This window comes from Cyanobium gracile PCC 6307, from assembly GCF_000316515.1.
Lineage (GTDB): Bacteria > Cyanobacteriota > Cyanobacteriia > PCC-6307 > Cyanobiaceae > Cyanobium > Cyanobium gracile.
Map to the genome: position 1 here is coordinate 612,422 of NC_019675.1, position 18,713 is coordinate 631,134.

General features: G+C 69.1%; 13 protein-coding genes. 3 read left to right on the forward strand and 10 right to left on the reverse strand.

Annotation, left to right across the window (positions count from 1 at the left end; all coding sequences use genetic code 11):
* Positions 1-3 precede the first annotated feature (3 nt).
* From CYAGR_RS02750 to CYAGR_RS02775, 6 genes are all read right to left on the reverse strand, one after another.
* Positions 4-1,014, reverse strand: coding sequence for an HlyD family secretion protein (locus CYAGR_RS02750; RefSeq protein ID WP_172637147.1), 1,011 nt, complete (start codon positions 1,012-1,014; stop codon positions 4-6).
* Positions 974-4,516 (reverse strand): peptidase domain-containing ABC transporter, encoded by a 3,543-nt coding sequence (locus CYAGR_RS02755; RefSeq protein ID WP_015108240.1) that lies wholly within the window; start codon positions 4,514-4,516, stop codon positions 974-976. Before CYAGR_RS02755 ends, CYAGR_RS02750 begins: the two co-directional genes overlap by 41 nt.
* Positions 4,517-4,519: 3 nt before the next feature.
* On the reverse strand, positions 4,520-5,323 hold the full coding sequence (locus CYAGR_RS02760; protein WP_015108241.1) for a peptidylprolyl isomerase: 804 nt from the start codon (positions 5,321-5,323) through the stop codon (positions 4,520-4,522).
* Between the two features lie 49 nt (positions 5,324-5,372).
* Positions 5,373-7,430, reverse strand: a complete 2,058-nt coding sequence (locus CYAGR_RS02765) for a hypothetical protein (protein ID WP_015108242.1) — start codon at positions 7,428-7,430, stop codon at positions 5,373-5,375.
* Positions 7,431-7,523: 93 nt separating this feature from the next.
* Positions 7,524-10,232 carry a beta strand repeat-containing protein gene (locus tag CYAGR_RS02770; RefSeq protein ID WP_015108243.1) on the reverse strand — a complete coding sequence of 903 codons (2,709 nt, stop codon included), beginning with the start codon at positions 10,230-10,232 and terminating at the stop codon, positions 7,524-7,526.
* A gap of 422 nt (positions 10,233-10,654) precedes the next feature.
* Positions 10,655-11,095: a peptidylprolyl isomerase gene (locus CYAGR_RS02775; RefSeq protein WP_043325359.1), complete on the reverse strand. Its 441-nt coding sequence runs from the start codon at positions 11,093-11,095 to the stop codon at positions 10,655-10,657.
* A 49-nt stretch (positions 11,096-11,144) separates the two neighbouring features.
* Between CYAGR_RS02775 and mtnP the strand changes: the two genes are divergently transcribed.
* On the forward strand, positions 11,145-12,140 hold the full coding sequence (mtnP, locus tag CYAGR_RS02780) for an S-methyl-5'-thioadenosine phosphorylase (RefSeq protein ID WP_015108245.1): 996 nt from the start codon (positions 11,145-11,147) through the stop codon (positions 12,138-12,140).
* Here mtnP and murQ read toward each other — a convergent pair.
* The 4 genes from murQ to dnaK form a co-directional block, all read right to left on the reverse strand.
* A complete protein-coding gene (gene murQ, locus CYAGR_RS02785; RefSeq protein ID WP_015108246.1) occupies positions 12,097-13,053 on the reverse strand; it encodes an N-acetylmuramic acid 6-phosphate etherase in 957 nt (318 codons plus the stop codon). The two genes, mtnP and murQ, sit on opposite strands and share 44 nt — an antisense overlap.
* Positions 13,050-13,451: a DUF3110 domain-containing protein gene (locus CYAGR_RS02790; RefSeq protein ID WP_015108247.1), complete on the reverse strand. Its 402-nt coding sequence runs from the start codon at positions 13,449-13,451 to the stop codon at positions 13,050-13,052. The genes murQ and CYAGR_RS02790 overlap by 4 nt, the downstream gene beginning before the upstream one ends.
* Before the next feature lie 86 nt (positions 13,452-13,537).
* Positions 13,538-14,482, reverse strand: coding sequence for a DnaJ domain-containing protein (locus CYAGR_RS02795; RefSeq protein WP_015108248.1), 945 nt, complete (start codon positions 14,480-14,482; stop codon positions 13,538-13,540).
* A 5-nt stretch (positions 14,483-14,487) separates the two neighbouring features.
* The gene (gene dnaK / locus CYAGR_RS02800) at positions 14,488-16,635 is read right to left on the reverse strand and encodes a molecular chaperone DnaK (protein ID WP_015108249.1); all 2,148 of its coding nucleotides are present in this window, start codon (positions 16,633-16,635) and stop codon (positions 14,488-14,490) included.
* Between the two features lie 124 nt (positions 16,636-16,759).
* On the opposite strand from dnaK, the gene pstC reads away from it, so the two are divergent.
* Together pstC and pstA are read left to right on the forward strand one after the other, a co-directional pair.
* Positions 16,760-17,713, forward strand: a complete 954-nt coding sequence (pstC, locus tag CYAGR_RS02805; RefSeq protein WP_015108250.1) for a phosphate ABC transporter permease subunit PstC — start codon at positions 16,760-16,762, stop codon at positions 17,711-17,713.
* A gap of 48 nt (positions 17,714-17,761) precedes the next feature.
* Complete coding sequence (pstA, locus tag CYAGR_RS02810) at positions 17,762-18,670, forward strand: phosphate ABC transporter permease PstA (RefSeq protein WP_015108251.1); 909 nt, start codon at positions 17,762-17,764, stop codon at positions 18,668-18,670.
* The last annotated feature ends 43 nt before the right edge of the window (positions 18,671-18,713 follow it).

An 18,713-nucleotide genomic window follows, 5' to 3' on the forward strand; every position in this document is an offset into this window, starting at 1 on the left:
ACCTCAGCGAAGGGTGCGTGCGGAGTCGAAGAAGTCGGTGAAGCGATCGTTCAGCAGGGCCAGCACCGGCCTTGATCCAAGCTGCACCAGCCCCGTCACGGCCATGCCGGCCCGCAGGCCATAGGACTGGCCCCGCCGGCCCAGGGAGCGGCCATCGAAGCTGACGATCACAGGGAAGGATTCCTGACCCGTGCTCGAGTCGGCCGGCAGGGCATCGGCCCCCACCCGGACCACGCTTCCCTTGAGGGAGCCGTAGTCGGTGAAGGGCAGGGAGGTGACGCGCACATCCACCTCCATGCCAGGACGCAGGAAGGCGATGTCGCGGTTGGAGATCGCCAGCTCCGCCTCCAGGCCCCGCTGGCCCACCAGCTTGAGCAGGGGACGGCCCGGGCCGGCGATCTGCCCGTTGCTGGCCTGAAGGTCGAACACCCGACCCGGGCGGGGAGCCACCACCCGGCCCAGGCGGAGCCGTTCGTCGACCTGGCCCAGACGGGTGGTGGTCTCGAGCAGGCGATGGCGGGCCTCGTCATAGCGATCCCAGAGTCGCCGTCCGTTTTCCGTGGTCACCTGTTCCCGGTTCACCCGGCTCTCGATCACACCGCTCCCGGCGGCGACCAGTTGCTGCTCGGTGCGGCGGATGGTGCTCAGCAGATCCATCTGGCGTTCGTCCTGGCGCTCCAGTTCGAGGTGGGAGATCGCTCCCTCCCGGGCCAGCTGCGCCATGCGGGCACGGATGTTGGCGTTGAGGGCGTAGCGGGCTCGCAGGGCCTCCAGCACATCGGCCTGCTCCTGCACCCCGGCCTCGCTGCGCCGCAACCGCTGCAGGGCCACCCGATGGCGGAGCTGGATGTCCTTCCGCTCCAGGGCCAGCACCTGTCTTTCCTCCTGGCTGCCGCCGGGGAGGGGCGGCAGCCCGAGTTGCTGCGCCGCCTGGTTCACCTGCTTGCGCCAGAGATCCGCCTGCAGGAGCAGATCACGCCGTTCGCGTCGAGCCTCCCGGCCGTCGAATTCCACCAGCACCTGGCCGGCCTGTACCAGGTCTCCATCCCGGACGCGGACCTGCAGGATCGGCGCGGTGAACGGGGCAATGACGTCGAAGGTGCCTCCGATCGGGCGCAGCTTGCCCGGGGCACTGATCGAGGAGTCCATACGGGCGACGGAGCCGTAGATCACGCCGAACCCGGTCAGTCCGATCAGGCTCCAGATGATGGCGCGGCTCCAGCCGCGGGTCGAGCGGGGCAGATGGGTGCGACGGCGACTGCGGGAGAGGCGCACCAGTGGCAGCGGCGCCTCCGCGGGGGGGGCCAGGGTGGTCGTGCGACCGGCCTGGCCCTGTCCCGGAGCTTTCCCGTGGCCGTTGCCATTGCCATTGCCGTTGCCATTGCCGTTGCCGTTGCCGTTGCTGCTGCGGAAGGTGCTCATGGTTCGATCGCTCCTGGAGGGATGACCGGATCCACTCCCCGCGCCGCAGCGAACGCCACAGCCGGGGAGGGAGGGGGGGGGAACTGCTCGATGACGAGCGACCCTGCTGGCGGAAGAGGGCGTAGTAGGGACCGCGGGCCGCCATCAGCTCGTCGTGGCTGCCCACCTCGAGCACGGCACCCTGACCCATGCAGACGATCATGTCGGCCTTCACGATCGAGGAGAGCCGATGGGTGATGAACAGCACGGTGCAACCCCGTTGGGCCTGCATCAGGTTTTCGCTCACCACCCGCTCGGTCTGGTAGTCGAGGGCGGAGGTGGCCTCGTCCATGATCAGCAGCCGGGGCTTCTGCAGGATCGTGCGGGCGATGGCGATCCTCTGGCGCTGGCCGCCGGACAGACTGCTGCCCCGCTCACCCACCTCGGTGGAGTAGCCGGCCGGCAGTTCCATGATGAAATCGTGGGCGGCGGCGATGCGGGCGGCCTCGATCACCTCTTCTGTGCTCGCTTCAGGATTGGTGAGGGTGATGTTCTCCTCCACCGAGCCATCGAAGAGCACCGTGTCCTGGGGGACGATGCCGAGCTGGCGACGCAGGGAATGGAGCTCGACCTTGGCCACATCGATACCGTCGACCAGTACCACGCCCTCCTCCGGGCTGTAGAGCCTGGCCAGCAGTTTGGTGAGGGTGCTCTTGCCCGATCCGCTCGTCCCCACGATGGCCACGAAGGTCCCCCGGGGGATGGTCAGATTCAGGCCCTTCAGCAGCAGGGGCGACGAGGACTTGTAGCGGAAGGAGATGTTGCGGAAGCAGATCTCGCCCTGGATGGCCGGCATGATCAGCCGGGTGGCGTTGTCCTCGGGCGCCTCCTGGGGGTGGTCGATGACGTCGCTGAGGCGTTCCAGCGACAGGGCCGTTTCCTGCACGGACTGCCAGATGGAGGTCATGCGCAGCAACGGACCTGTGACGTAGCCCGCGATGATGCGGAAGGCAATCAGTTCCCCCAGGCTGAGGGATCCCGAGAGCACCATGCCGGCGCCGGCCCAGATCACGATCAGGCCGGAAAGCTTGTTCAGGAATCCGCTGATCGAGTTGGCCGTGGTTCCCACCAGGGTGTTGTCGAATCCATCGGCCACGTAGTCGGTGTAGAGGTCCTGCCACTTCCAGCGACTGCGCAGTTCGATGTTCTGGGCCTTCACCGTCATCATGCTGCTGAGCACCTCCACCAGGTGGCTCTGGGTGCGTGCATTGGCCACGGCCCTGTTCTGCAGCTGAATGCGCACGATCGGTGAAACGACCAGCACCAGCAGCACCAGGAAGGGCACCACCGCCAGGGTGAGCAGGGTCAGCTGCCAGCTGTAGATCAGCATCACCCCGATGTACAGAACCGAGAAGATGGCATCGAGAATGGTGGTAAGGGCGGTGCCGGTGAGGAAGCCCCGCACCTTTTCCAGTTCTCCGATGCGGCTGCTCACTTCCCCCACCGATCGCCGGTCGAAGTAGCTGAGGGGCAGGCGCAAGAGGTGGTCGATGATCTGGGTTCCCAGGCTCAGATCGATGCGGTTCGTGGTGTCCACGAACAGGAAGGTGCGGAGACACAGAAGCAGGCCCTCGAACAGGGCGAAGACCACCAGCAGCACCCCCAGCACCCCCAGGGCACTGGGGCTGTTGTTGATGATCACCTTGTCGATCACCTGCTGGATCAGCAGGGGATTGACCAGTCCGAAGAGCTGCACGAAGAAGCTGGCCAGCAGCACCTCCATCAGCACGGTGCGGTGCTGACGCAGGGCCGGCAGGAACCAGCGGAAGCCGAAGCGGCGATGGGGGGTGAGATCGTTCACCCGCAGCGTCAGCACATCGCCCGCCTCCCCCCACTGTTCGCGGAAGTCGGCGAGGCTGAGTTCCTGGTTGCCGACGGCGGGGATGCCCAGCACCAGCGACTTCGCCGTGCAGCGGTAGACCACCGCCAGGCCGTTGCCCCAGCGGACCATGAGGGGGGGCGTCAGTCGGGGCAGGGCCTCGGCCTGGATCTCCAGCAGCTGGGTCTGCAGGCCCATCGATTCGGCCACGGCGCCGGCCAGTGGCAGGGATGCTTCGCCATGGCGCTGCACCTGATCGCCGAACACTCGGCGCAGCAGGTCACGCCGGAACGGCAGATCGAGGTGCTGGCTGAGCATCAGGAAGGCCGCGATCGGCGACTCCAGCGGTCCCTCCCCCTTGACCCAGGGGAAGGCCTCCGGGCCTTGCCGTTCCTCGTCGGCCGGTTCGATCGCCGCCCCCGGGTCGATCGGGGTGGCGGCACCGATCGCGGCGGGCTCCAGCAAACGGCGTTGCTGCGCCCAGCTGGCGAGAAGCCTGGCGTGCCAGCCGTTGCCGGAACTCTCAACCTCTTCCGTCGCCGGTGGCTCCAGGATGGTGGCCAGCCGCCGCCGGTCGATCCCCAGCAGGCGGACGTCCCCTTCGGTCTCGATGGGCTCGCCGCCGATCAGGGCTTTGCCGAGGGGTAAGGGACCCGCCGCCACCAGCCAGAGCCGCTCCCCGTTCGCCTCGAAGGCAGGCGGATCGGTGGGCGTCCAGGTCAGGGCCACGCAGCCATCCGCCAGCTGGGTCGCGGCCTCCAGCACCTCATGGGAAAGGGCTCGCGGATAATCCTGCAGGTGGGCATCGAGCACGCCGAACAGCTCGGCCGGGCTGACGCTGCGCCGCAGGCGTTCGGCCAGGGCCGGGTGGCGCTCCATCTCCCCCCGCAGAGCCTCATGGGGCAGGGCCACGACCACCAGGTCCGTGGAGGCGATCAGGGTCTCCCAGCAGCGGCCGCAGCTGATCAGGGTCCAGCCCATCACGGTGCCCGGCTGCAGCCGCTCCAATGTGGCCACGCCCCGGGGCAGGCGGCGGGAGAACACCACCGCACGGGCGGTTCCCTCCAGCAGGAAGTAGATCAGGGCCGGGGGCTGATCGACCCGGCAGATGGGCTGGCCCTGCTCGAAGCGCTGCAGCTGGGCCTGGGAGCAGAGCCGCTGCAGCAGTTCCTCCGGCTGGTCGGCCAGAAAGGGAAAGCAACGCAGCAGCTCGTCGATCCGGGTGGCGGTGGCCATGGATCAGCCTCCCGCCAGGGCCAGAGCCGGCGGCACCGAAGTTTCCGCCGCAGCGAGAGTTCGCCGGTATTCGGCCAGGGAGGTTTCGATTCCGGCCTGCAGATCAGGCTGGAGGAGTTCGTCGAGCAGCCGGTGCCGCAGGGCTTCGTTCAGCCTGGCGGGCCGCCGGTGCTCGAGCCGCACCAGCAGGATCGATTGCTCGAGGAGAAAGGGGGGATGGATGTCCCCCGCCGCCAGCGAGCGGAGGACGCCACGGAGGGTGGGGTGCAGCTGGGAGATCTCGATCGGGCCGACGATCCCCCGGGTGACGTTCTCATCCCCGAGCGAATGACAGCTGGCGAGGTCACCGAAGCTGGCGTCGTCGTCGATCAGGCGCAGGTACAGCTCCTCGGCCAGCCCCTGCTGAGGCAGCCGCATGAGGCGGAACACCACCTGCTCGAGATCCTCCCGCCGATCGAGGAAGTGAGCCTCCACCCGCTCGCCGTAGCGATCTTCCAGGACCTTCTGGAGCCGGAGATGATCCCAGCGCTGCTTCACCGTGGCGCGGAGATTCTCCGGCAGAGTGCCGATCCAGTCGCCCTCCAGGCTGATGGGAGGGGCACAGGGCAATCCCGCGCAGACCTGCGCCTGGACGTCCTGCAGCTCCTCCGGCGTGAAGCGGACTTCCTGCCGCAGCGCTTCCAGGGCCAGGTCCCGCGCCAGGGCCTGCAGGATTCCCTGCTCTTCGAGCAGCTCGTTCAGGGGCCGCCTGGCCATGGCGTCCACAGCGCTGCGGAGTTCGAGGTGAAGCTGGGGAAGAGGAAGCATGGATCAGGCCGTCAGGGAGGGATCGGGACGGGGCGCGATCGCCCTCGGCTCAGCTGCCGCTGCCGAAGTGGATGTTGGCCTTGGTGAGGGCCGCTGGATTGGCGATGCTCACGGTGCCGAGGCTCTGGCTGCCCTTCGACCAGTCGCCGTCGGCATCGAACATCAGCTGGCGGGTGTCGGTGGCGTAGGCGAGCGAAGGGGAACCGATGCCCAGCGAGCGGATGTCCGCCAGGGTTCCCACCACCACACCCAGCTGGCTGTTCGCCGGACCGTCGCGCACCACCAGCTGGCCGTTCTGCACGCCGAACAAGGCTCCCTGGCTGTCCCAGAGGCTCTGGGTGAGTGACCCCAGGGAGCTGCTCAGTTCGAGCACATCGCCTCGGGAGGCCTCGAAGTTTCTGAAGCTGTCCGCGGTGAACGTCTGAGCGCCCAGCACCAGGCTGCCGGTCTCCCACAGCGTCTGTTTCTGCTGGGCCCCCAGGCCCGCCCAGAAGGAGGGATCCGTGAGCCGTTCGGCGAAGCCGCTGGTGCCGCCCGGGGGCGCCTGGCGGCTGGCGGCAGCGAGGGCGGCACCGGCGTTGGACTGCAGGAGGGTGTTGCTGCCGGCCCCGCCGGACGGGGCGATCACCACGTCCTGCCCGAAACCGCCATCCAGGCGGTTGCCGCTGCCGCCGGCCACCTGCACCACGTTGTTGCCGAACCCTCCCTTCAGGCTGTTCTCGAACGCCAGGCCCGTCACGGTGATGGAGCCGTCGTTGACCGAGAGGGTGGAGTCCTTGGCGCGATCCAGCTGGATCGAACCGCGGCTGAGGGCGATCGTGCTGTCGTTGGAGGAGCCCAGCACCGAAGCAGTCCCTGGGCCGGTGATGATGGTGCTGTTGCGGATTCCGTCGAAGCCGCCCTGCCCCCCCGTCAGCGCCGAGGCATCGAGGAAGACGTCGGCGGCGATCACCCCGTCGCCGTTGGCATCCACCCCGGCCTGCTGCTCGGTGAGGATGCTGCCCATCACGGTGAGGTTGCCGGCGCCGGCGTAGATCGTGGAGCCGTCGATCCCGGCCGCATCCATGCCGGGCAGCAGCCCACCGCTGTTCGGAGCCGCGAAGCCACCGATTCCCACCACGGCGGCGGGGCCTCCGTTGGTCTGAATGTCGCTGCCGGCGATGCCGATCCCCTGTAGGCTCTGCAGATTAAGGGCTCCCGGGGGCAGGACGGCCGGGGCGTTGAGCAGGGCCAGGCCCGATCCCTGAAACAGCACGGATCCGCTGGCGGGGCCCCGCAGGGCCGCCTGATCGATGCCGATGGCCGTCGCCGTGAGATCGGCCGGCTGGGCGGCGGTGGGCGGGGCACCGGCCAGACCGACGCTGGCGGTGGCGCTGCCGCTCACCCTGGCGAAGGCATCCGGGGGGGCCGAGGGACCCGGAGCGAGGGCCATGACCCGGTAGCCCTCGATGCCTTTCGCATCGGCGACGGCACGGGCGGAGGTGGTGGCGGGCCCGGGATCCAGGTCGAGGTCGGCGGCCGCCAGCACCGCGGCATTGGGCTGGCCGAAGAAGGTGGGCAGGGGGCCGAGCGACTGGGCGGCGCCCTCCAGTCCGCGGGCGGTGGCGAGGGCCGACAGCTGGGCCGTGAGGACCGGGTCGGGCTGCGCGGCGAGCAGGGAACGGCTGGCCGCCGACGCTGTCGCGCCGAAGGGGTTGGCCGGGGTGCCGATGTTCAGGGCACCGCCACCGCGGGTGACGACATCGAGTTGGGCCAGGCCGATGTTGACCGCCGTGGCGTCGGCGCTGTTGGCGTTGCGGCCGGTGGTGGTGGCCGTGGCGGCGGCGGTGCCGCCGATCGATCCTCCCCCGGTGACCACCGAGAGCCCCGGGCTGTTGAAGAAGGCGGCGTTGTCGGGGCCGGTGAGGAAGCGGCTGGCGCCGAGGCCCAGGCCCAGGGCCGTGGCGACGGAACCGATCGGCTGCAGGGCGGGCAGGACCACCCGGTTGCTGGCCTGGGCGCTGGGGGAGATGGTGAGCTGAAGCCCGCCACCGAGATAGGTGGTGCCCGGGTCGAGACGCAGGGCCAGGGCCCGGGACAGGGCGGTGGTGATGGGTTGGAACTCCATGGTGAGCGGCAGGCGCAGGGACCGGAACGGAGGCTGGGAAAGGGGGCCGGATCGAAAGATCCGGCCCCGCTGGGAGCCATCTCCTGGGAGATGTCAGACCGTCACGGTGGAGGCGGAGGCGAGGGTGTTGCTGACCGCCGAGGCCGTGATGTTGCCGCTGGTGAGAACGTTGATGTGATAGCCGCTGATCCCCACCGCATCGCTGGAGGCATTCGCGGTGGCGGCACCGGTGACCGTGCTGGCCAGCACGGTGTTGCTCAGGATCGCCGAGGCGTTGAGATCACCGTTGAGGCTGGCAGTGTTCCAGTGACCCAGCAGGCCCGCCACCTTCACATCGGAGCTGGCAGTGGCATCCCCCGTCACGGCGGTCGCCGTGGTGGCGTAGGTCCCCCTCCCGTTCGCCGTCAGGTTGTCGACGGAGAAGTCGACCTTCTTGATGCCGGCGATGAGGGCATAGGTGCTGGCATCGGCGTCACCGGTGATGGTGTTGGCCGCCGAGGTCGCGCTGCCGGTGCCTTCCCCTTTGCCGTTGCCGCCCAGGCCTGCCACGATCGAGCTGCCGCCCATGCTGAGGGAGGCCATGCCGTTCTCGTAGCCGCTGCCCTTGATACCGATGGCGGTCTGATCCACCGTTGTGGAGGCATTGCCGGTGGTGGTGGTCGCCAGCACGTTGGGGGCGCTGGCGGTGGCGGTGCCGGTGGTGTCGCCGACGGTCCCGATCGTGATCGGCGTGCCACTGCCCAGATGGATGCCGATCGCCTTGAGTTCGGATCCACTGGAGGCATCGCCGGTGACGGCCGCAGCGGTGGTGCCCTGATCGCTGGCCGAGGCGGTACCGGTCACGTTGCCGGCCCTGCCGATGGCGATCCGCACATCGTTGTCGATGCCCTTCGCGGACAGGGATGTCTGGGCTGTGGCGTCACCGGTGGTGGTGCCCGCCGAGGCGGTGCCGAGCAGGGAGGCGCTGCCGGCGACATTCCCGTTCGTGCCGATCGTGATCTCGCTGTCCTTGATGCCCCGGGCCTTCTGGGCGGCGTCGGCCGTGGCATCGCCCGTCACAGAGGCTGCCGTGGCCGCCACACTGCCGCTGGCGACCGCCGCCACGCTGCCGGCCTGACCGATGGAGACCGGGGCCTTGTTGATGCCGATCACCTTGCTGCCGTCCCCGCCGGCCTGGGCGCTGGAGTCCCCGGTGACGGCGGAGGCGTTGGCCGCCACGTTGGACGTGGCGTTGGCGTTGAAGACGCCGGTGCCGGTGATGCTCCCTCCGATGGCCAGGCTGCCCTCGTTGAAGCCCACCACCTTGGAGCCGATACCGGCTGCGGCGTTGCTCCCCGCCGTGGTGGTGACACCGACGGCCGTGGCGGTGGCGCCGAGAACGGCTTCGGCCAGAGGACTGGTGGCGTTCTGGCCCACCGTCACCTTGGTGTCGTGGAAGCCGGCGACGAAGTCGCCAACCGCCGCGCTGGCGGCCGGATCGCCACCGGAGGTGGTGCTCTGGGCCGTGGCGGCCTGGGTGCTGCCGGCCCCGGCATAGAGCCGTGTGGCGTTGGCGCCGATGGCCAGCTTGTCGATCGAGACACCCACCACATTGGTGTTGTTGGTGGTGGCGATCACGTCCTCTCCGGCCGGCGCGGTCACCGAGGTCGCCCTGGCGACGCTCGTGCCGACCGCGGCCGCCTGGATGTCACCGTCCTTGCCGATCGTGAGGCTGCTGCCGCCGAAGCCGTCAGGCTGGGAAGCTCCCGGGAGCTTGTTCACATCGACGATGCCGCCGATCGTCGTGAGAGCCACGGTCGCCGACGCAGGACCGGTGGTCGTCGAGGCCGTGGCGTTGCCGTCCGCCTCGCCCTGAGCGGCAACGGAGCCGTTCTCACCGAAGCTGATGGCGATGCCGCCCGTCCGCTCGACCACCGGATCGGAGACCTCTCCGGTGACGATCTTGTTCGGGCCCACGGCGATGCCGGCGACCAGCTTGGCCAGGCTCTCGGCATCCGCCGAACCGGTCACGCTGGTGGCGGTGGCGTTGAACCCGCCGGTGCCGAAGGCGGAGAGGGCAGCGCTGTTGCCGAAGGAGATCTTGAGTGGGCCGGATGGGCCGTCATCGCCACCGTCGCCATAGCCACCGTCGCTGGAGCTGGCCTCGGCTTCAGGGCTGGTGTCGGTGTCCGATGGGACGACGACCTTGGCGCCGCTGGCATAGATGCCCACCACCTTGGCGCCGTCATTCCCGGCGGTGGCAGAGGAGCCGTCATCGTCGCTCGAGAGGCCCACCGACGTGGCGTTCGCCGTGTTCACCGCGGTGGCGCTGGCATCCAGGCTCGTGCCGTTGCCCGCCGTGAGCCCCACATTCTTGAGGCCGAACACCTTGCCGGTGTTGGCGGTGGCGGAGGAGAATCCATCGACACTGTTGGCAGCTGCCGTGGCGCCGTTGGTGGCGGTCGCTTCCACCACCGCATTGGTGCCGACAGCGATCTGGATCGGACGTCTGCTGGCGATGATCCCGCCGGTGGGTCCGTCGTTGCTGGCGCTGGCCGTGGCATCACCGGTGGTGGTGGTGGCCGTGGCCCCCACCGTTCCCAGCTCGGTGGCCTTGAGGGTGCCCGCCGTGCCGATGGTGATCTTGCTGTTCAGGATGGCGGCCTGGGCCGTGGTGTTCGCGGTGGCACTGGCGTCACCGGAGACCACGGTATCGCTGGCCGGTGTGGTGGAAGTCGCACTCGCCGTCAGCGTCGTACTGGTCCCCACATCGATCTTGGTCTTGTCGATGCCGACGGTGCGTGTGGTGTTGGTGGCTGTCATTGTTTGCTGAGGATGAAGGTACTTGAAGTCCTGTAATCCCAGGAGAGGGCGAGGCAGTTGGGTCAGCCATGCCGGACCTGATTTCTACCACCGTTTCTTCCAGCCTTTTTCAGTTTTTTCATGTTGAAACCTCACCAATTATTGATTGTCTGCATTGATGCAGCGCATCGGCTGCGCATCATCTGGCGGCGACTGATATCTGCATCGCCTTGTCATCCGAAAGACTGCACCACGATTGTTTAACGAACTGTGGCGAAGTCACCGGGCCCTCAGGAAGGGATCGGGTGGTGCGACCGCTCCGAAGGCTCAGGGCACTGGAGATGGGTTCACACATGGCGAAGCCACGAAAAAGCCGGAGAGCGTGACGCTCCCCGGCAGGGATCAGCGGAGCTGAATGGGTCCGGCTGGCGTCCGGTGGGTCGTCAGGCCTCGATCGTCACTGTGCGGATCCGGCTGCCGTTCTTCAGGGCCAGAACCACATCCAGGTTCTCGGTGTGGCCGAACACGGTGTGCTGGCCATCCAGGTGGGGCTGGGGGCCATGGCACAGGAAGAACTGGCTGCCGCCCGTGTTGCGGCCGGCATGGGCCATCGACAGGCTGCCGGCCTTGTGCTTCTGCGCGTTGATCTCACAGGGAATCGTGTAGCCGGGTCCGCCGGTGCCGGCCATGCCGCGGGCGCCCTCGCGGCTGTTGGGGCACCCCCCCTGGGCCATGAAGCCGTCGATCACCCGGTGGAAGGCCAGGCCGTCGTAGAAGCCGTCCTTGGAGAGCTTCACGAAATTGGCGACGGTGCCGGGGGCATCGGCGTCGAACAGATCGATGGTGATCAGGCCGGCGTCGGTGTCCATCAGGGCCTTGGTCACGGTCGAGGAGGCAAACTTCGACTGTATCCGTCCAGGGCACCCCGTATCCATGGCCAGCACCGAGCCCCGCACCCCTTCACCCCAGGCCAGCGGTCTGCCGACGTCCGACCTTGCAAGGGCCCGCCTGGGGGTGCTCGGCGGCAGCGGCCTTTATGCCATGGAGGGCCTCGAGGACGTGCGTGAACTGACGGTCGACACCCCCTACGGGGCCCCCTCGGACAGCCTGCGGATCGGCCGCATCGGCGATCTGGAGGTGGTGTTCCTGGCCCGCCACGGCCGTCACCACACCTTCACCCCCAGTGAGGTTCCCTACCGGGCCAACCTGTGGGCCCTGCGCTCCCTCGGCGTTCGCTGGATCCTGTCGGTGTCCGCCGTGGGTTCCCTGCAGGAGAGCGTGCGGCCCCTGGACATGGTGGTGCCCGATCAGTTCATCGATCGCACCATGCAGCGGCCGCTCACCTTCTTCGGGGAGGGCCTGGTGGCCCACGTCGGCAATGCGGACCCCTACTGCGCCGTGCTCTCCCGGGTCCTCGGCGACGTCAGTGACAGCCTGATGCCGGAAGGGCGCCAGCTGCACCGCGGCGGCACCTACCTCTGCATGGAGGGGCCGGCCTTCTCCACCCGGGCGGAATCGGAGCTTTACCGCTCCTGGGGCTGCACGGTGATCGGCATGACCAACCACACCGAAGCCCGGCTGGCCCGGGAGGCGGAGATGGCCTACGCCACCCTGGCGATGGTCACCGACTACGACTGCTGGCATGCGATGCATGACGCGGTCACCGTCGAGCTGGTGATCGACAACCTGCGGGCCAATGCGGCCCTCGCCCAGCAGATCGTGCGGCTGGCCGCCGAACGGGTGCAGGCCCTGCGGCCCCCCAGCCCGGCCCACCAGGCCCTGCGCGATGCGCTGATGACCCCGGCCGCCCAGGTGCCGCCGGCCACCCGGCGCCGCACCGAGCTGTTCACCGCCCCCTACTGGGGACCGTTCAGCGAGGGTGAGGTCACGACGGCGGCGACATCGGGGGCGGCGACGGCGGCAGGCTGACGCCGAGGGCCTCGAGGCACTGGCGCAGGCCGGGGCCGTGGCGCTCCAGGGCCGATCGGGCCGCCCCGGCCTCAAGGCCGGAGGCGGCCATCAGCAGCGCCAGCCGCACCGATCCTCCGGCCCGCTCCAGCAGCTCCAGCCCCTGTGCGCGGGGTACGGCGGCCAGATCCCGCAGGATGCGCAGGGCCCGGTCCTCCAGCTTGCTGTTGGTGACGGCCACATCCACCATCCGGTTGCCGTACACCTTGCCCAGGCGCACCATCACGCCGGTGGAGAGGATGTTGAGGGCCATCTTGGTGGCGGTGCCCGCCTTGAGCCGGGTGGAGCCGGTCAGCAGTTCCGGCCCGGTCAGCAGGCGGATGTCGATGTCGCAGGGCATCGGCCCCTGGTCGGCGGGAACGCAGGCCATGGCCACGGTGAGGGCCCCGATCGCCTGGCCGTGGGCCAGACCCCCCAGCACGTAGGGGGTGGTGCCGCCGGCGGCGATGCCCACCAGGGCGTCCCCGGGGCCGAAACCCCGCTGGACCAGGTCGTCGCGACCCGCCTCCCGCAGGTCCTCCAGTCCTTCGGAGCTGCGCAGCAGCGCCGCCGCCCCGCCCGCCAGCACCCCCTGGACCAGCTCGGGGGGACTGCAGAAGGTGGGTGGACACTCCGCCGCGTCGAGCACTCCGAGCCGTCCGGAGGTTCCCGCCCCCAGGTAGAAGAGGCGCCCGCCGCCGGCGAGCCGCGCCGCGATGGCGTCGATGGCGGCCGTCAGCTCCCCGGCGGCGGCGGCCACCGCCTGCTGGGGCAGCAGGTCGTTGGCACAGAAGAGATCCACCAGGCTGGCCGTCGGCAGCTGGTCGAGGGTCTCGCTGGCCGGGTTGGCCCGCTCGGTGAGCAGATGGCCCCTGTCGCCGCCGGGGGCGCTCAAAGCAGACCTTCGAGGCGACGGCGGAAGGCCTCCAGCTCCGTATCGCCGGCGGGGCCATGGGGATCGTCCGCCTCGGGGGCCGCCGGCTCCTCCTTCCAGCCCGTCACTTCCATGTTGCGTTCCGGTGGAGCGAGCAGCAGCCGCTCCTCCTCGCTCTCGGGCATGAAGCCGGCGGGGACGAAGCGGGCCTCGTAACCCGCCTCGGCGCAGAAATCCTCCAGATCCTGGCGGTTGAGGGCCTCCACGCAGGGCACCGGAAAGTCCTGGGCCTCGAGCAACCCGGCATAGCGCTCGGCGTCGTCGGGGTTCTCGAACAACAGCACCACCGTGCGACCGCCGAGCTCGAGCGAGTGGATGCCTTCCTGGTCGCTGCCCGGATCGAACAGCAGGACATGCACCGGGTTGGGTGGGAGACCGCCGTCTGTCACATCGTCAGGGGTGGGGCGCTGGCCAGTGTCTCATCCGCCGGCGGTCGATGGGGCGTTCAGTCCCCGTCCCTGGGGCCGTTCTGCTCCCGGTCCAGCTCCCGCAGCCGCCGGAACAGGGCCTCCTCCGCCTCCGTCGGCCGCTCCGGAACGACGATTCTCACCTCCACCAGCTGGTCGCCGCGCTGCTCCCCCAGCCGCTGCCCCCGCTGCCGCAGCCGCAGCAGCCGGCCGCTGGAGGATCCGGCCGGCACCCTGAGCCGCACAGGCCCCTCCAGGGTCGGCACCACCGCCTGGCAGCCGAGGGCGGCATCGGCGGGATGGAGATCGAGCTGGTAGTGCACCCGCAGGCCATCGATGCGCAGACCCTCCGCGGTGCGCACCCGCAGCTGCAGGAAGTGATCAGCCCCGCCGGGCGCCACCCCCGCCAGCCGCAGCCGCCAGCCATCCCCCGCCAGGGGCGGGGTCCAGACCTCCACCACCGTGCCGTCCCGCAGCTCCAGCTCCAGCCGCTGACCACTGAGCGCCTGCTCCGGGGCGAGGGTCACGAGGGTCTCCTCGTCTGTGGTAGCCATCACCGGTGGCGGCGCGGCCGGCGCCGTCGCCACCTCGCCGGCGGCAGGGGGATCCTCCTCGACGGGCTCCTCCTCCCAGTCCCGCGGGCTACGGCGCTCCTGGCCGAACAGTTCCGCCAGGTAGTCCTCGAAGCGGGGAAAGCCGGTGGCGAAGGGATCGGCGTCGAGCCCGGCGCTGTCCTGGCCCTCACCGGCTTCCCAGGCGCGACGGCGGGCCGGATCGGAGAGCACCGCATAGGCCTCGTTGACCTCCTTGAAGCGGGCCTCCGCCACCGGGTCGTTGTCGTTGAGGTCCGGGTGCCAGCGGCGGGCCTGCTGGCGGAAGGCCCGCTTGATGCCGGCGGCGTCGGCGCCCGGAGCCAGCCCGAGCACCTCCCAGTGATCGCGGGCGGCCGTGGCCGCCGGGTCCGACGTGGGGGACTGGCTCACGACCCTCAGCCGTCGGCCCAGGGATCGTCCTGGTCGTAGCGGCCGCCGCGGCGTGGACGGTGCCGCTCGCCGGAGACCTCACGGTCGTAGGGCTCCTGGCGATCCCAGGTGCGACCGTTGTCCCAACGGCGGGGGGGGAGGTCGTCGTCGTAGCCGGCCTCCCGCTCGGCGAAGCGGCCGAGGGGGTAGGGATCCCGCTGCAGCGGCCGGGGCGGACTCGACCAGGGGTCGGAGCGGCCCGATCCGCCCCAGTCGTCCCAGTCATCGTCCGAGAAGAGTTCGTCCTTGAGGGACCCCAGGGTGTTCTTGAGGCCCTTGAGGGGTCCGCTCTCCGCCCGCCGTTCCCCCAGCAGACGCCGGTTGAGACCGAACAGGGCCTCCTGCAGCTGGCTCACGGCCAGCTCGAGGTCGGCGGGGTCCTCCTGGGTGAGCACGTCCTGCACGTCCCGCAGGGCCAGCTCCACGGCACGCTGCTGGCGGTCGGCACCGGCGGGACCCAGCTCCAGGGCGGCATCCCGCAGCCGCCGCTCGGCCTGGGCCACCAGGGTCTGGGCGCGGTTGCGGCGGTCGATCACGGCCCGCTTGCGGCGGTCCTCCACCGACTTGCGTTCCGCCTCCTCCAGCAGCCGGTTGATCTCCTCCTCGCTGAGGTTCGATCCCCCCTGGATCGAGACGCTCTGCTGGCGCCCGGTGGTGCGGTCGGTGGCGGACACCTGCAGCAGGCCGTTGGCGTCGATGTCGAAGGACACCTGCACCTGGGGCACACCGCGGGGGGCCGGCGGGATGCCGGACAGGCGGAAGCGGCCGAGGGACTTGTTGTCGGCGGCCATCTGGCGCTCCCCCTGCAGCACGTGGATCTCCACCGACGACTGGTTGGCCTCCGAGGTGCTGAACAGATCCGACTTGCGCACCGGGATCGGGGTGTTGCGGGGAATCAGCACCTTCATCACCCCACCGATGGTCTCCAGTCCGAGGGACAGGGGCGTGACGTCGTTGAGCATCAGGTCGCGGAGCTCACCGGTCAGGATGCCGGCCTGCACCGCCGCACCGATCGCCACCACCTCGTCGGGATTGACCGACTGGCAGGGTTCCCGGGGAATCAGGGTGCGCACCATCTCCTGCACCATCGGCATCCGGGTGGACCCGCCCACCAGCACGACGTCATCGATGGCGTCGGCACTCAGACCCGAATCCCGCAGGGCCCGCTGGACGGGCCGCAGCAGCCGGTCGAGCAGGTCGGGACAGAGCCCCTCGAAGGTGCCCCGCTCCAGGGTGGTCTCGATGTGGAGGGGGCCGTCGGGTCCCGTGGCGATGAACGGCAGCGACAGCGGCGTGCTCTGCACGCCCGAGAGCTCCTGCTTGGCCTTCTCGGCGGCCTCGGTGAGCCGCTGCAGCGCCTGGCGGTCACGGCGCAGGTCGATGGTGTGCTCAGCCAGGAAGGCATCGGCCACCCAGTCGACGATGCGACGGTCCCAGTCGTTGCCCCCCAGCTGCGTGTCACCGCTGGTGGCCATCACGTCGAAGACGCCGTTGGCGATGCGCAGCACGGAGACGTCGAAGGTGCCGCCGCCCAGGTCGAACACCAGCACCCGCTTGACGGTGCTGCGGTCAAAGCCATAGGCCAGCGCCGCCGCGGTGGGTTCGTTGAGGATGCGCTCCACCGTGATGCCCGCCAGCCGGCCGGCGTCGCGGGTGGCCTGGCGCTGGGCATCGTTGAAATAGGCCGGCACCGTGATCACCGCCGCCTCGACCGCTTCGCCCAGGTAGGTGGTGGCGTCGTCCACCAGCTTGCGCAGGATCGAGGCCACCAGTTCCTCGGGGGCGTACTCCCGTTCCGTGGCCGGGCAAATGACGCGCACATTGCCCTGGTCGTTGGCCCGCACGCTGTAGGGCACCCCCAGGCTGCCCTCGTCGAGTTCGTCCCAGCTGCGGCCAACGAAGCGCTTGAGGTTAGCGAAGGTGTTGCGGGGATTGAGCACCAGCTGGCGCCGGGCCAGCTGGCCCACGAGCAGCTCCTGGTCGCGGCTGAACCCCACCACCGAGGGGGTGGTGCGCCCCCCCTCCGCATTGGCGATGACCTGGGGTCTGCCGCCTTCGAGCACGGCCACCACCGAATTGGTGGTGCCCAGATCGATGCCGACGATGCGCCCCATGGAAATCCTGATGGCGGCCCAACGCTACCGGAGCCTGTCGACCGTTAAACCGAGCTTAAACGGGCCGGCTGAAACTCGTGCTGAGATCAGGAGCAACGTCCATGCCGACCGGCATCATTGCTGCATGAGGAGCTCCCCCTCCACCGACGCTTTCACCCTCAGACGACGGCCCCCGCAGGAAAAGCTGGTCGACATCGGCTTCCGCCAGCTCACCCTGGTCCTGGCCGCTTCGGTCGGAGTCGTCCTTCTGGCGATCTTCCTGACGGTGTTCAGCGGCGCCCGGGAGGCCATGGCCACCTTCGGTCTCAAGTTCCTGACGACGTCCGCCTGGGATCCGGTCAATGAGGACTACGGCGCCCTGATCGCCATCTACGGCACCCTCGTCACTTCGATCCTCTCCCTGCTCATCGCCGTGCCCATCGGTCTGGGAACGGCGATCTTCATCACCGAGGACCTGCTCCCCCGGGGCCTGCGGGATCTGATCGGCCTGCTGGTGGAACTGCTGGCCGCCATTCCTTCGGTGGTGCTCGGTCTGTGGGCCATCTTCGTGATGGAGCCCGCGATCCGCCCCTTCCTCTCGTTCCTGCACAGCAGCCTCGGCTGGACGCCGTTCTTCTCCACCGAGCCCCAGGGTCCCGGCACAGCGCCGGCGATCCTGATCCTGGTGGTGATGGTGCTGCCGATCATCACCGCCATTTCCCGCGATGCCCTCAACCAGGTGCCGATCGAGCTGCGCCAGGGGGCCTATGGGGTGGGCACCACCCGCTGGGGTGCCATCTTCAACGTCATCCTGCCGGCGGCCGTCTCCTCGATCATGGGCGGCGTGATGCTCTCCCTCGGCCGGGCCATGGGGGAAACGATGGCGGTGACGATGATCATCGGCAACTCCCTCAATTTCAGTGTCTCCCTCCTGGCCCCGGGCAACACCATTTCCTCCATGCTGGCCAACCAGTTCGGTGAGGCGGATGGCATCCAGGTGTCTGCCCTGATGTACGCGGCCGTCGTTCTGATGATCCTCACCTTCGTCGTCAACGTGTTGGCCCAATGGATCGTGCGGCGCCTCAGCCTGCGCTACTGATCCGGTTCCCTCCCCCCCACCCACCTCCGTTCACGACGTTCCCTGGCCATGTCCGTCTCGACTCCGCCGACGACCCGTCTTTTCACGGAACGGCTCAGCCTTCACTACGACCCGTCCCTGAAGCGCAACCGCTTCAACCAGATCGCCACCGCCATCGCCGGATTCTTCGCCGTGGTTGCGGTGATCCCCCTGTTCCTGGTGATCATCTACGTGCTGATCCAGGGGGGACGGCTCCTCAGCCTGCAGCTGCTGACCGAGCTGCCCCCGGCCCCCGGCCTCGAAGGCGGCGGCATCGGCAACGCCATCCTGGGAACGATCGTCGTCACCCTCATCGCCTCCCTGATCGCCATTCCGGTGGGAGTGGGCGGCGGTGTCTACCTCTCCGAGTACGCCCAGAACGGCTGGTTCTCCCGCTTCGTGCGCTTCGGCAACGACGTGCTGGCCGGGGTGCCCTCGATCATCTGCGGCGTCTTCATCTACTCCCTGATCGTCGCCACCCGGGTCTTCTTCGACCAGAGCTTCAGCGCCATGGCCGGCGGCATCGCCCTGTCGGTGCTGATGCTTCCCACCGTCATCAAGACCACCTATGAGGGCCTGCTGCTGGTGCCGCAGGAACTGCGCTGGGGGGCCTACGGCGTCGGCGCCTCCCGCTTTGTGACGATCACCCGGATCACCCTGCCGGCCGCCTTCACCCCCATCGCCACGGGGGTGGTGCTGGGCATCGCCCGGGCCGCCGGGGAAACGGCACCGCTGATCTTCACGGCGCTGTTCTCCCCCTTCTGGCCCGAGGGGGTGTTCAACCCGATCGCCACCATGTCGGTGCTGATCTTCAACTTCGCGATCATGCCGTACGAAGCCCAGAACGAACTGGCCTGGGCCGCCTCCTTCGTGCTGGTGATCATGATTCTCGGCGCCAACCTGCTGGCCCGCTGGATCAGCCGAGTCTCGCGCTCCTGACTCCCTCTCCGTCCCCAACTCTCCGGCTCCGTTTCCTTTCATC